The organism is Nostoc sp. (assembly GCF_036917415.1).
Lineage (GTDB): Bacteria > Cyanobacteriota > Cyanobacteriia > Cyanobacteriales > Nostocaceae > Nostoc.
The window spans coordinates 34,055-48,265 of record NZ_JBALDJ010000083.1 but is presented as its reverse complement, the minus strand read 5'-3'; the positions used below and the strand labels follow the sequence as shown (position 1 = coordinate 48,265).

General features: G+C 40.4%; 11 protein-coding genes. All 11 read right to left on the bottom strand.

Annotated elements, in window-relative coordinates; translation table 11 throughout:
* Positions 1-272: 272 nt before the first annotated feature.
* A complete protein-coding gene (locus V7K41_RS17695) occupies positions 273-2,504 on the bottom strand; it encodes a GumC family protein (protein WP_334850178.1) in 2,232 nt (743 codons plus the stop codon).
* A gap of 125 nt (positions 2,505-2,629) precedes the next feature.
* Complete coding sequence (locus V7K41_RS17690) at positions 2,630-3,730, bottom strand: glycosyltransferase (protein WP_334850176.1); 1,101 nt, start codon at positions 3,728-3,730, stop codon at positions 2,630-2,632.
* Positions 3,731-4,025: 295 nt separating this feature from the next.
* Entirely contained in the window at positions 4,026-5,339 is a 1,314-nt protein-coding gene (locus V7K41_RS17685) for an NAD(P)H-dependent oxidoreductase (RefSeq protein ID WP_334850175.1), read from the bottom strand.
* 361 nt (positions 5,340-5,700) lie between these two features.
* A complete protein-coding gene (gene rfbC / locus V7K41_RS17680; RefSeq protein ID WP_334850173.1) occupies positions 5,701-6,258 on the bottom strand; it encodes a dTDP-4-dehydrorhamnose 3,5-epimerase in 558 nt (185 codons plus the stop codon).
* Positions 6,259-6,414: 156 nt separating this feature from the next.
* Entirely contained in the window at positions 6,415-7,236 is an 822-nt protein-coding gene (locus V7K41_RS17675) for a phytanoyl-CoA dioxygenase (protein ID WP_334850171.1), read from the bottom strand.
* Between the two features lie 21 nt (positions 7,237-7,257).
* A complete protein-coding gene (locus tag V7K41_RS17670; RefSeq protein WP_334850169.1) occupies positions 7,258-8,100 on the bottom strand; it encodes a phytanoyl-CoA dioxygenase in 843 nt (280 codons plus the stop codon).
* Between the two features lie 50 nt (positions 8,101-8,150).
* Positions 8,151-9,158, bottom strand: a complete 1,008-nt coding sequence (locus V7K41_RS17665) for a glycosyltransferase family 2 protein (RefSeq protein ID WP_334850167.1) — start codon at positions 9,156-9,158, stop codon at positions 8,151-8,153.
* Positions 9,159-9,196: 38 nt separating this feature from the next.
* Positions 9,197-10,150, bottom strand: coding sequence for a glycosyltransferase family 2 protein (locus V7K41_RS17660; RefSeq protein WP_334850165.1), 954 nt, complete (start codon positions 10,148-10,150; stop codon positions 9,197-9,199).
* 101 nt (positions 10,151-10,251) lie between these two features.
* Positions 10,252-11,280, bottom strand: a complete 1,029-nt coding sequence (locus V7K41_RS17655; protein WP_334850163.1) for an NAD-dependent epimerase/dehydratase family protein — start codon at positions 11,278-11,280, stop codon at positions 10,252-10,254.
* A 634-nt stretch (positions 11,281-11,914) separates the two neighbouring features.
* Positions 11,915-13,129 (bottom strand): L-2-hydroxyglutarate oxidase, encoded by a 1,215-nt coding sequence (gene lhgO / locus V7K41_RS17650; RefSeq protein ID WP_334850161.1) that lies wholly within the window; start codon positions 13,127-13,129, stop codon positions 11,915-11,917.
* Between the two features lie 78 nt (positions 13,130-13,207).
* Complete coding sequence (gene rfbF / locus V7K41_RS17645; RefSeq protein ID WP_334850159.1) at positions 13,208-13,993, bottom strand: glucose-1-phosphate cytidylyltransferase; 786 nt, start codon at positions 13,991-13,993, stop codon at positions 13,208-13,210.
* Positions 13,994-14,211 lie beyond the last annotated feature (218 nt).

Sequence of the window (14,211 nt, the reverse complement as noted above, 5' to 3'; positions counted from 1 at the left end):
GCGAAACGCAAAATCCCCAACTTCTCTAGAACACCAATTCAGTAATCCTCGAAGAACCTCTCCCCCTACCCCTCTCCTCGCAGGAGAGGGGACTTTAGCTCCTCCTTCCCTTGTAGGGAAGGGGGCTGGGGGGTTAGGTTTTTGATTACTGAATCGATGCTCCAGGAAGTCGGGGATTTATCATCTAGCAGTACTAGTACAGCACAGCGTAAATAAGCCAAACATTTAAAATGTCTAAAACCCTTACGGAACAGTAATTACGAATTACGTAGCTATTTTTCTACAGCTTGACGTAGAGCTAATTGCTGTTGTTTGATATTAGGTACGTAATTACTACTAGAGTTTGATACCCCATTAGCTACAACCCCAATCAGATTTAACTTACTCAGCATAGCTGTCGCTTGATTAAGCTGACTTCGTGTCACAATACCAATGCTTGCCACCATAACCACGCTACGACAAGATGATGCGGTAAGCATGGCATCCACCAAGCCGAGAACTGGAGGAGCATCTATGAGTACCAAATCATAGTTTTCTTCAAAAGCTGCCATCAATTGGATCATCCGAGGGGAACTCAACAGATTAGCTGGGTCGGCAGGTTTGGGGCCAGCAGTCAAAATATCGATGTATGAAGAGCCTGAGTATTGAAGACTAATTTGGTTGGGTAGAGTTGTATCACTCGCCAATAAAGTTGAAAGCCCCTGCTCATTAGGAAGATTCAGTTGGTGGTGCAAACTGGGATCGCGTAAGTTGGCATCAATCAGCAGTACCCTTTTGTGTAAACGAGCAGCACTCATTGCCAAACCCAACGCCAAAGCTGATTTACCCTCATCGGCTAAAGCCGAGGTAATCATCAAAGATTTTAAATTAGTAACAGTATTTAAAAGTTCAATGTTTTTGTAAATCAGATCCAGTGATTCCCAACGCGGTGGAGATTGCAATACCTGAATCGTCCAGGGAGCGAGAACTTCTGGCTTGCCAAAAGGCAACTTGATCATTGATTCTCTGGGTTTAGCTGGCGGTAACTTGGGAGTTGTTCCCAACAACGGCATGGCCATTTGCTTCTCCAATTCAGCAGTGGTGTGAACTGCATCATCAGCCGATTCGCGAATAAAGGCAGCAATGCCTCCTAACATTAAGCCAACCACAGCACCTAATAGCAAATTCTGCTGGAGATTGGGGCCTAATTTTGCGCCTTTTTGAGGATCTTCTACCACTTCCCAATTAAATCCACCCTTGGAAAGTTCTTGCCGTAATTGTTGTTCTGCTCTTAAAAGCTGCTCTAATCTTTCACGGCTAAATTGCAACTGCGGTAGCATCCGATTGTAATAAGCCAACAGAGGCGGGAAGCGTTTGATTTCCAAACGTAGCTCATTTTCTTTCTGGGCCAAAGTTTGATCGCGAGCAGTTAAAGCAACTATAGTTGTCTGCGTTTCTACTAACTGACCAGCAAGGCTGAGATCGATTTGGCCCAGCTGTCCTTTTTCGAGAAGAGAGTCTCCAGAAGTGAACGCACCAGCAGACTTTTCGCCTAAAGTTCTTCCTACTTCTTGTTGCAATAATTCCTTCTGGCCCTGAAGCTGTTCTTTGAGCTTTTGCACACTCGGAGTTTGATCTGTAAAGCGTAAGCGTTCTTGTGCTAGTGCCAATTCGCTTTTTTGGATTTCGTTTAGTAAGCCTTGATAGCGAGTAGATTGACTCAAACGAGAAGCAACTAGAGCATTTTGGGGAGAACGATTAAGTTGTTCTTCTAAAGATTTTTGGCGTGCTAAAGCTTCCCCATACTGAGCACGAGTTGTCTGTCGTTCTTGAGAAAGATTGTTCAAAGCTGTTTCAATCGCTTTGGCTTGTGATTCTGGATCGATTAAGTTCTGATTTCTGCGAAACCTTTGTAAATTTGTCTCAGATGCGTTTACTTCTTCACTGGCTTTACTTAATTGTTCCCTGATAATTTGCAGACCTTTTTGTAAACGCGAATTCTGTTGTTGTTTGTTATATTCCAGATAAACTTGTCGAATTGCATCCAGAACTTTTTGGGTCTTTTCAGGATCGCCAGCGGTGTATTCAACTTGAAAGATTTTAGTTGCGACATTATCTTCTTTGCTCCTGATTTGAGTTAAGACCAAAGAAGCTTTAATTTCAGCTGAAGTTATATCTGGATAATTAGACTGAAGTTTATCAACTGCTTTTTGGATTAGTCCCGAACTTTGCATCAAGTTAAGCTGGGTTGCAGTATCTATGACCACATTAGAGTCAGTAAACTGATTGTCTACCCCCGCACCACCTTCCGTTTTACCTTGATAGTTAGGTTCTACTAGCAGTTGCATAGAACTTTTATAAGTAGGCTTTGTCTTTACAGTTACTATGCTGGCAATAGCAATAGAACTAATTAATACTGCTAAAAACCAAGGAAATCTCCGCACAAATACGGCAAACATTTGTCCGTAACTTGGTTCACTTTCAGAAGCTGGAGCTAGATGAGGATTTAGACTAGTTTGAACCACTTTTATATCCTTGTCTTCAAGACTTACGCTAAGAGAGATTCCGAAGAATACCTATTTTTTTACGAACCGCCAATGAGGAGATATCAAATAAATAGGTAATCTGATAGTGGAAAGAGATTCAGAAATCAAATGAATAATTGATGCACACCACAAGCTTGGTTAATAATTTGCTCAACCTTGCCAAAGAAGGCATTTTCTGAAAAGTTTGCTACTGCATGATTACGGATGCGATCGTAATCCCAAGAAATGCCGTTGGCTTCTAGTAATGCAACTTGGAGAGATTCGGGTGTTTGTCTTTTGAAAAAGACTCCTGTTTCACCTGGAATTTGAGTATCTAATACTCCACCTGCTCCATAAGCGATGACTGGTGTACCGCTAGCGTTAGCCTCGACTGGCACTAACCCGTAATCTTCTAAGGCTGCGACAATAATAGACTTGGCTTTGGAAAACAAGTCTTTGCGGGTTCTATCACTTACGTGTCCCAAGAACACAATATTTTGTAATGCTTTGGATTTTAATCGTCCTAGTTCTGGCCCATCACCAGATATTAATAGCCGCCACCCCAACCAATTAAAAGCTTCGACTATTATATCAAGTCGCTTATAACCGATCATCCGGGCGGAGGCCAGATAATATTCATCTTTTATATCTGAAAAAACAAATTTACTAGTATCAATTGGATAGTTCACCATCATTGCCTTTTTGCCATAAATCTTTTCAATCCGGCGGGCAACAACACTAGAATTAGCAATGTAAAGGTCAGGCTCCTGTGCATATTTCAGGTCTACCTTTCTCATGACTTGAAATACTTGTTCGATTAAAGGAGCAAAATATCTATAGTCCCCATACTCTCTTAAATAAGTTGCTGTATCCCATAAGAAACGGGTAACGTTATGGCAAAAACAAATGTGGTGGGCATTGGGATTTTTTCGCACTGCTTTGGCGAAGCTAGTGCTACTACTAATAATTAAATCGTAGTCTTGCAGATCCAAGGCACGAAAGGCAGGGAAATATAGAGGAGCCATCGACCTGAAATATTTTGCTGCACCAGGAATCTTTTGTAAGAAGGTTGTATTGACAATGCGATCGCCTAGATCGATAGTTTTTTGGGGATCGTACAAAGAGGTGAAAATATCTGCTTCGGGATAGCGCTTACAAAGCAGTTCAAATACACGCTCTGCCCCACCTCGCTGGGTTAAATAATCATGGACTAGAGCAATTTTCATGAAATTTGACCTAAAGTTTCGATCGAGTTTGTTGAAACGCTCCCCAGCAAGTTACTATCAACAACTTTAGTGTCCCGCAGTATAGCTTTCTATCCTCTTGATGAAATTCTGGCGACAAATATGTTCTCGGAGATCCCCCCAACCCCCCTTAAAAAGGGGGGCTTTTTCTGATTCTTTACCCCCTTTTTAAGGGGATCGCCGCAGGCGGGGGGATCTCATCTAAACCGTATTAGGGGTGTACAGCTGTACGCCCCTACAGCTAATTCATTTGTGGCAAATGTTTTGAGAACCGATATTATCCAACTGCTACTAAGATTTTTTCTGGAGCGAAATAGGTGTTTTGCTCAGTTCGTAGTTGGTCGCAAAGTCTGCCTTCAGGTAATTCTACATCCTCATAAGTGAGGACTTGATCTTTAGAAATATCTCTTTTGAGGCGGCACCCTTCAGCTAAACCCATTGGTAGAAGATTTTGCTGTTGGACGATATCGGAATTTTCACATTGTCCGTAGGTCATGTAGTAGCCGATGCCATCTAAGGTTTCTCCTGCTTTCAGGTCGATTTTGGCAGTGGTGACAACATCTACTAGCGGGCCTGCTAGTGGAGACATAACGGCATCACCAAATAAAACAGCACGCGCTACGGACAAGGGAACTTCAAAATGACAGAGGTGATAAGGAGTATAGAAGCTGTAAAGTGGGCCTTCGCCTAATTTATATAAGTTGAGATAGTGGCGTTGCTTGGGGTCGTCGTGAGTGGCAAATACATATACGCCTGGGCCTGGTTTTGCTCCAACTACATAATCGACAATACCGCCCAGTTCTTTCAGTTGTTCAACATCATATAACTGGGTCATTTCATCGACATGACCGCTGAAGTCATATCCCAACATTCCCCGTTTGGCGACTTTCATGCCTGTGGCATTGGCAACGATCGCTTGCTCGAAGGAAATTTTGCTTCCGTCGGCGAAGCTAGTTACCATGTGGGGCTTTTGACCCCAACGTTTAGCAAATCCTTCCTGGGTGGTGGGATTGCGATAGGGGTCTTGGAGTCCTTTAATGTTACCGCACAATAAGGGAGTTAAACCAATGCTTTTTACAAAGCGATAAAGGTTCATTTGTACCCCTGGCTGGTCGCCATCACAAGCGCTGAGAATCACACCTGCTTTGTCGGCATACACTTTCAGGATGGGGCCAATAGTGCCATCGAGTTCAGCATTCATCATAATCACATGTTTGCGGTGGGCGATCGCTTCCATGACGATCCCAGCGCCAAATTCCACTGCACCTGTGACTTCGATTAATGCATCAATGCCATCGGCCCGACACAGTAACTTAGCGTCTTCTGTGACTGCATATTTACCGTTAGCGATCGCATCTTCTAATTCGCTGACAGTTGCAACAACTTGAATATCTTCAATTCCTGCTTCCGAATAAGCTTGTTTAGCTGCACCAATCTGACGATTGGAGATAGCAACTAACTCCATTCCTGGCACTGAATTGACAATTTGGTTGGCAATTCCTCGACCCATAAAACCAGCACCAATCATTCCCACCTTGATAGGATTTCCTGCTGCTGCTCTGGCTTGTAAGGCGCGATCGATAATAATCATGAACTAAACTCCTTTTTGGAACTGTTTGTTGTGTTACAAATTCTCGATAATTTTGCACTTAATAATTCGTTACGGCTAAATATTAAGTACATTTTCATGGAAATTATCATTAATGATAGCTACTAACTGGTTGCTTGCTAGATGCTATAACAGCAGTTTGTTTTTCCGGCTATGATTTTTGATAATTTGCTTCACAGCATTTCTGTAGGCTTGGGCAAACTTTTCTTTGGTATGATTTGCTCTTGCATATTCCCTCCTTCTGCCTCTATAGCGATGGTATATTTTTCGGAAGTACCTTACCTCATACAGAGGAGCCAGTGTGTTGTGCGAAAAACACCTGGCACAGAGAAATAGTCTATAGTTATCTGGAAGCTGTACCGCCAACAGTCATCATTCTCAACAAGGGCCAATTTAAATCTTTCTCGGAGATTTCAGTCACATCTAGAGGCCAATCAATGTTAAAGAATGGGTCGTCATAGCGTAAACCTCTTTCATATCCTGGAGTGTAAAATTCACCCACTTGATATACAACTTCAGTCTCATCAGTAAGTGCTTGATAGCCATGAGCAAACATTTCTGGAACATACAAAGCACGGCGATTTTCTGGGGTTAGCTCTACACCAATGTATGATAAAAAGCTAGGAGATTCAGGACGCATATCAATAATTACGTCGTAGATTGCGCCTTTAGTACAGCGAATTAATTTTGTTTCTGCTGCTGGCAGAATTTGATAGTGCATTCCCCGGATAGTGCCTTTTTTGTAATTAAAAGATAGGTTACATTGGGCAACTGTTGGCTTTAATCCGTGTGCTGCAAATTCTTGAGCGCAGAAAGACCGAGCGAAAAAACCACGGTGATCTGGCTTTTCTTCTAAATAAATGATGAATGCGTCTTTGAGTGCAGTTTGAGTGAAGATCATGAATGAATAACCTCGAGAGGAATATTGAGGACAACAAAACTTGGCAATTTTGAAAACTTAACTTGTTACAAACCTCATCAACAATAGTATTGAGTGGATTGTTAGATTAACAAGTAGCTTGCTTTGACTGAACTATATTGCGCTGTTAATGACTGATTAAGTTAAATTTGGCTGGGGAAAAGTATCGTCTCGATATTGAGTACAAACTTCTGGACGATCGGGAGAAGTAGAAGTGTAGCAAGAGAATAGAGTTAGCCTATCTTCAGTACGTGATGTACCGTGATGTATGGTTTTTTTAGGATCTACAATAATGACTGTTCTTGCCGATCCTGTACAAGATTTCCAAGCCTCTTTCGGGATAATTTCATTTAGTTCTTCATCTGTGATCCCTAAGTGACCAGATTGCCAAAGCTTGTAGTAAGTACGGTAATAGTTTAATCTCAACAAAGAGGTTAAAGAGGCTGGAATATATTCAAAGGGTCCGTGCTTTTCTGCCACATCATTTAAGTAAATAATGATTTTGATCATGCGGCGATCTTCTGCATCTTTATGCCATAGTTGTGTACCAAACTGATTTTTATTAGGAAAATCCTTGCGGAGATGTACACCATGAAAAATGATCGGCAGACCAATGTAGTTTTCAATGATGTTTATGAGCCTTTTTTCGCTTCCCCAAGCAGCAAATTCAGGTAAATATGTAACTGTGTAAACTTGGGGAAATTTTTCATTTGAATCGTTATTATTGACAGATTCCATTTGGGACGAATAACTAGAAGCTGCCTTGAGCAATTCTGATGTTGAATCGAATCCCAATTCAGCAAGTGTGGTAATATGAATACCATCAAATTTAAGATCGTCAAGAATTTGGCGATCGCCTTCTTCTAGTACAGGCAAATTAGTAGCATGTTTTAAAAGTGCTAATCTGTAAACTAACTCAGATCCCAGTGAAGATATTTTGCGTTTAATCTTGATCAGCATGGCATGACTACCTTTAAGAGACTATCGGCTATTTTCTATTTGTTGCCTTAACTCTGCTCTGGGATAAGTATCATCCCAGTATTGGGTGCAGAGTTCTGGTCTTTCAGGAGGGTTGGCGGTGTAACAAAAGAATAGTGTTGAGCGTTCTTCTGTGCGAACTGTGCCGTGATGCAAAGTATTTTTCGCCTCTACAATCAAGACAGTACCTGCTGGGCCTGGGCAGGATTTCCAAGCTGATTTGGGGATAACTGTTTTCACTTCTTCATCATCAATGCCCCTATAGCCTGACTTCCAAAGTTTGTAGTAAAGCCGAAAATAATTCCAACTCAATAAGGAAGTTAATGAGCGGGGAATATATTCAAAAGACCCAGTTTTTTCTTCGACATCATTCAAGTAAATAAAGATTTTGATAATGCGACGGTCTTCGGAATCGCCATGCCATAGTAGTGTGCCAAACTGATGTTTGCTAGGGAAATCTTTACGTAAATGTACACCATGAAAAGCAATAGGAAGACCAATATAGTTTTCGATCAGATTGAGAAGTCTTTTCTCCATTCCCCAGGCATAAAATTCTGGTAAACCTGTAACTGTGGAAATTTGTGGTAACTTTTCATCTAGATGGTCATTGTTAGGATTTTCCATCTGAGACAATTGATGGTAAGCAGCTTTGAGCAGTTCGGAGCTAGAGTTGAAGCCTAAATCTGCTAGTGTTGTGACACAAACACCCTCTTTTTTGAGAACCTTCAGGATGTGGCGATCGCGCCCTTCCAATGCTGGCAGATTTCTGCTATGCTTCCAACGAGCTACATAATATTGAAAGTCAGAAGATAGCGTAGATATTTTGCGTTTAATTACACTAAGCATATAGTAAATACTTTCTAGTTTTAATGTTAATTGTTCGGTAATTTAGTAGCTTATGGCTTATAGCTCCGCATTTCTTGAGTAGGTATTTCACTTGATTCTGCTAAACTAAAATCTTTAGAAACCATCACATCAAAAGCACATAAACTGACTAAAGCTAAAAATGGGACTACTGTCTTAATGGCAGACATAGGCCATCTTCTTAAAGCACCTAAGAAAACTTTCAAGTTGACTTCTTTACCGTTTTGCAAAAGCATCCGCCGACAAAACTGCTTAGAATATCCACTCTGCTCCAATTTCAAAATTACTTCAGGTATGTGTTTGTATTGCATTAACAGTGCAGATTTTGGTTCTTTCTGCCAATAACTCACACCAACAACACATTCCAAATAAATCTCTTTCGTGACAATTACACGACCATTAGAAGCACAATACCCGGCTAAATATGCTAAAGATATCCAATTATTCTCAGCATCTTGCCAATTTTGTAGAGCGCATTTCACTAAATCAGTGCGGTAGATTGTAGCAGTCAGAAAAATGACTGCACCGACACTTTTTGAGAAACAATGCTCAAATATAGCTTTACCATCACCATCACCATCTTCACTATCTATATCAAACCAGCGATTACCAACAATTGTTGGTGGATGAACTGGTTCACCAGTAATTTGGTTTCGACCGGAAAAGTTGAGAAACAATAATGATAAATCTTCATATTGCTTAAGTTTGCTAATCACATAAGTAATGGCTCTATCTTGAATTGGGTCATCGTCACCAATTGTCCAAACATATTTTGTTGTCGTCGAATTCAGGCAATACATAATATTTTTGACAACACCTAAATTCTGAGGATTTTTATTTGATTGAAATGGGATACTGCTAAGTATTATTTGCCATTTTTTAATCACATCCTGAGTATTGTCTGTTGAACAATTATCAGAAACTAAAATTTCACAATCATCTTCAAAACCTTTGATAGCTTGAGCTAGCCATGCTAACTGTTTATCTAGCAATTCAGCACGATTATAAGTCGGTATAGCAATGGTCAGTAATTTCTGCATGGTAATAAATAGTAGTTAAGAAATTGATATATTAATGGTTACAGGCTAGTCTCTAGCTGTTTGGGTGGAAAAAGAATTGCCCAAGCTGATATACTTAACAAACGTAGGTAAGGAATAAATATCTTGATTGTCAAGAAAGGCCAACGTTTTAAAGCACCTAATAGGATTTTCAAGTCAGTTTTTTGATGGAAATTCTGCCAAATCATTTCCTGACAAAATTTATGAGGATATCCTACCTTTAGTAGTTTTATATAAACTTCAGGTATGTACGCATATCGCATTCTAAAGTTCCATGTTGGATCAAGATCCAAAAGACTAGCGCCCATAGTACATTCTAAATAAGTGTCTTTAGTGACGATGATACTTCCATGAGCAGCGCAAAATGCAGTCCAATATGCTTGAGACGCCCAATTATTAGTAGCAGACGGCCATTTTTGTAAAGCGCGTTGTACTAAATTTGTACGATAAATTGCTGCTGATATAAAAAGTACACCACCAAAATTTTCATTCAGGTAACTTTGAAATACAGTTTTACCATCAACTTTTAGTTCGTCATTATCACTATTTAACCAGCGTTCTACAACAAGTTGACCTGTTCGTTTTTGACGACCAGAAAAATTTAAAAACATTAGTGCTAAATCTGAATATGTTTTTAGTGTTGTTAACACATAATCTAGGGTTCTCTCTTGAATTGGATCGTCATCACCGATTGTCCAAATATATTTACTATTTGGGGCTTTTAAGCAACAAGCAATATTACCCATGACCCCGATATTTTCACTATTCCTATTTGAGGTAAATGTGACATTACTAAGAATTAGCTGCCACTTTTGAATAATCTGTTGGGTATGATCTGTCGAACAATTATCAGAAATAAAGATTTCACAGTCAGACTCAAACCCTTTAATAGATTTGGCTAACCAAGTAAGTTGTTTATCTAAAATATGGGCACGATTGAATGTAGGAATTGCGATAGTCAGCAATTTATTCATATAACGATTTTCAAATAGTTTGATGAATGGAATAAGCCCGAATCAAATAGTGTTGATTCGGAAGCTTAGATTATTTGTCCGTTACTGCTAGATGACTTTAACTACTTTTTATTCCAGAAAAAATCTTTGTCAATCTGTTCTGTCCGAATTAAATACTCTAGCTGTTTTAAGCGAGTAAATCCTCTAAACAAGAAAGTATCTTCAGCCATGTGTATTTGACTGAATAAATCAAATAGCTGCTGGGCACCAAGTCGGGCATTCCAATCACATTTAAATCCGGGTAGGATTGTGTTGATTTTCTCGAAAGATACGCGATAGCTGCGGTTATCTGCGCCGTTGTCACCAAAGGATAATTTACAATCTGGGAAAACATCAGCAATAATTTCTGCGATTTCTTTAACGCGATAGTTATTCGCTGTATCTCCCACGTTGAAGATTTGGTTATGTACAATGTCTCGTGGTGCTTCTAAGGTGCAGACTATTGCTTTGCAAATATCCAATGCGTGGACTAATGGCCGCCAAGGTGTGCCATCACTAATCATTTTGATTTCTTTGCTTGTCCATGCCAACCCTGCTAAGTTGTTTAAAACAATATCAAAGCGCATTCTAGGAGAAGCACCAAAGGCTGTCGCATTCCGCATAAAGGTGGGAGAAAAGTCATCGTCAGCGAGTGGTCTGACATCTCTTTCTACGAGAGTTTTGCATTCTGCGTAGGCTGTTTGAGGATTAACTGCGGATTCTTCTGTGACATCACCTGCGGTAGCAACACCGTAGACACTGCACGAAGACATATATACGAAGCGACGCACACCCATAGCCTTAGCCAAACTAGCCAGACGAACTGAACCTACATGATTAATTTCATAGGTAATATTGGGTGCTAATTGTCCGGCTGGGTCGTTGGAGAGTTCCGCCATGTGAACTATGGCTTCAATACCTTCTAAATCATCAGGAGTGATGTTGCGGATATCTTTATTTAGGGTTTTGGGTGTTACTCCACTAGGGTTGTACAGCCAACCAACTTTATAGAAACCAGTATCTAGACCAATAACTTCATGTCCTCGTTCGATTAACAGAGGCGGTAATAACGAACCTAGATAGCCTTCTGTTCCAGTTACTAATATTTTCATTGTGGTTAATTCCTTTGTATTGTGTTGATGAGTTAAATTTTTCGTTTAGCATGGACGCACAGATGTACGCCCTAGAGTGTGTTGCATCTATTTAGAAGAAAACCGCTATATTTTTCGTTTGTATGCAATAACTTGACCTCTCTCCAAACCTCTCTCCTAAGAGGAGAGAGGCTTTGAATCTTACTCCCCTTCCCTTGTAAGGAAGGGGTTCGGGGTTAGGTCTGTATTCGACTCAATCAAGAACTCCTAGATGACTCGGCTAACAGTCATTATCTAGTTACTAAAACCTTTGCAGGCTTTTATAGCGGTTCTTAATTTAATACAGTTCAGTTAAGCATTTTTTCCTTTTCTTTGCGCCCTTTGCGTCCTTCTCTACGTTCGCGCAGCGTGTCGCAGACAGACGCTGCGCGTTGGCGGAAGCCTCTCGTAGAAAAGGCGGTTTGTTAAAAAAATTGGCTTTGATAAAGAGTTTTAGCCTTAACTGAACCGTATTGGTTCTTAATTGATGCATGACATTTTTTTTCTTGTGGGATGGGTGTCTTACCTGTCCCTTGTCTTTCCAAGCAGACAAAGATACTCACTATACAAGCTTCATCCCTTAATTCAGCAGTCCCGGAAATAACAACTATGCTATCTATGCAGTTACTACACTCTCTAGATGCGAAAGTTGGGGAATTTCTGCCACAAGCGCTTTGCCGATTTCTAGAGAAGATGTGGCAGCAGGAGAAGGAGCATTGCAAACATGAATGGAGTTTTGACCAGAAACTATCAAAAAGTCATCTACAAGCTTGCCATCGTTCATTAAGGCTTGAGCGCGGACTCCTGCATGGGTGGGAACTAAGTCTTCTGCTTGCACTTCGGGAATTAGTTTTTGTAAACTTCTGGTGAAGGCTGCTTTACTAAAGGAACGAATGATTTCCTGGATGCCTTCATCAGCGTGTTTGGCTGCTAATTTCCAGAAACCGGGATAGGTGATGACTTCTAGAAAATCTCGTAAGTCAAAGTCGGTTTTTTTGTAACCTTCGCGTTTGAGCGATAGAACCGCGTTTGGCCCTGCATGGACGCTACCATCAATCATCCGGGTAAAGTGGACACCCAGGAAGGGAAAATCTGGATTGGGAACTGGGTAGATTAGTGTCTTGACCAGATAGCGTTTTTCTGGGGTGAGTTCGTAGTATTCTCCCCGGAATGGGACAATTTTTGCTTGGGGTTCAACTTGGCCTAGTTTGGCGGTGCGATCGCTATGCAATCCAGTACAATTAATTACAAAGCGGGTTTCAAAGTTACCGTTGTTTGTTTGCAGTACCTGATTTTTACCACTTGGAGAGATTTTCAGGACTTTTGTATTCAGGTGTAAATCTCCACCCTGCTGTTGAATTAGCTGGGCATATTTCAAACAAACTTGCTTGTAATTAACAATACCAGTTGAGGATACCCGAATTCCACCTACACATCTTACATGAGGTTCGATTTCCTTGACTTCTTCAGGGCTGATTCTCTGGACTTCTATGCCATTGTCTAAGCCGCGTTGGTAGAGATTTTCTAAGCGTGGTAGCTCTTGTTCTTCTGTTGCAACAATTACCTTACCACAAAGTTCATGGTCGATTCCATGCTCTTGACAGAATTCTACCATTGAACGAGAACCATCACGACAAAATTTAGCTTTGAAACTCCCTGGCTTGTAGTAAATACCAGAATGAATTACCCCGCTATTATTGCCAGTTTGGTGAAATGCCCATTGCTTCTCTTTTTCTAGTACTAAAATACGGGCATTGGGGTAGCGTTTTCCTAAAGCCAACGCTGTCGAGAGTCCAACTATTCCCCCACCTATAATTGCAAAATCATACATTAGTATTATCGCACTTCAAATTACAGTAAATCCATAAAATCATTTGTCATTTGTCATTTGTCATTTAACTCCTGACTCCTAACTTTTCTCTTGCCATACCTTCCAAGGAGCCTGATTGTTTTTCCACAGCCCTTCGAGATAGTTTTTATCACGTAAAGTATCCATTGGTTGCCAAAACCCATCGTGTTTAAAAGCAGATAGCTGTTCCATATCAGCTAGCTTTTCTAATGGCTCTTGCTCCCATACCGTAGAGTCATCAGCAATTAAGTTGATTACTTCTGGTTCTAACACAAAATAACCACCATTAATCCAAGCTCCATCACCTTCCGGTTTTTCCCGAAAGCTAGTGATTTTGGTTTGCTCATATCCTAAAGAAATAGCACCAAAACGTCCGGCTGGTTGAACAGCAGTAAGTGTTCCTAAGCTATTTTGTTCTTTGTGAAACTTAATTAGCTCGGTGATATTAATATTACTAACACCATCACCATAAGTAAAGCAAAAAGTCTCGTTACCAAGATGTTCGCTGATTCGCTTTAAGCGTCCGCCTGTCATTGTATTATCACCCGTATTTACTAAGGTGACGCGCCAAGGTTCAGCATAACCAGAATGCACGTTCATCTGGTTAAAGCGCATGTCAAAGGTAACATCTGACATATGTAAGAAGTAGTTAGCAAAATACTCTTTAATGATGTAACCTTTATAACCGCAACAAATGATGAAATCATTAATGCTGTGGGCAGAGTATGTTTTCATTATGTGCCAGAGAATTGGCTTACCACCAATCTCAACCATCGGCTTGGGTCTAATACTGGTTTCTTCACTGAGGCGTGTACCAAGACCTCCAGCCAAAATCACCGCTTTCATGCAATTACCTCGGAGATTTGTAGGGATATGATTATTTGACTTTTTCGAGATGAAGAGGATGCACTTAAAGGGAGAAAAATGTATTTCTGATTTCTGCTTCTCCGTCAATAATCTAACTGTAATTTGCGATGAAATTATAAAGGTAAGATAAATTAAAATCTTTTCTATATAAAAGCTCTATGAATATCTATAAATATATAAATAAATTACTCAATGAA

Bases quoted from the DNA above. Each gene is read 5' to 3' on its own strand.
- V7K41_RS17690 (WP_334850176.1), bottom strand. From the start codon at position 3,730: ATGAAAATTGCTCTAGTCCATGATTATTTAACCCAGCGAGGTGGGGCA.
- V7K41_RS17685 (WP_334850175.1), bottom strand. From the start codon at position 5,339: ATGATTATTATCGATCGCGCCTTACAAGCCAGAGCAGCAGCAGGAAAT.
- rfbC (WP_334850173.1), bottom strand. From the start codon at position 6,258: ATGATCTTCACTCAAACTGCACTCAAAGACGCATTCATCATTTATTTA.
- V7K41_RS17675 (WP_334850171.1), bottom strand. From the start codon at position 7,236: ATGCTGATCAAGATTAAACGCAAAATATCTTCACTGGGATCTGAGTTA.
- V7K41_RS17670 (WP_334850169.1), bottom strand. From the start codon at position 8,100: ATGCTTAGTGTAATTAAACGCAAAATATCTACGCTATCTTCTGACTTT.
- V7K41_RS17665 (WP_334850167.1), bottom strand. From the start codon at position 9,158: ATGCAGAAATTACTGACCATTGCTATACCGACTTATAATCGTGCTGAA.
- V7K41_RS17660 (WP_334850165.1), bottom strand. From the start codon at position 10,150: ATGAATAAATTGCTGACTATCGCAATTCCTACATTCAATCGTGCCCAT.
- V7K41_RS17655 (WP_334850163.1), bottom strand. From the start codon at position 11,280: ATGAAAATATTAGTAACTGGAACAGAAGGCTATCTAGGTTCGTTATTA.
- lhgO (WP_334850161.1), bottom strand. From the start codon at position 13,129: ATGTATGATTTTGCAATTATAGGTGGGGGAATAGTTGGACTCTCGACA.
- rfbF (WP_334850159.1), bottom strand. From the start codon at position 13,993: ATGAAAGCGGTGATTTTGGCTGGAGGTCTTGGTACACGCCTCAGTGAA.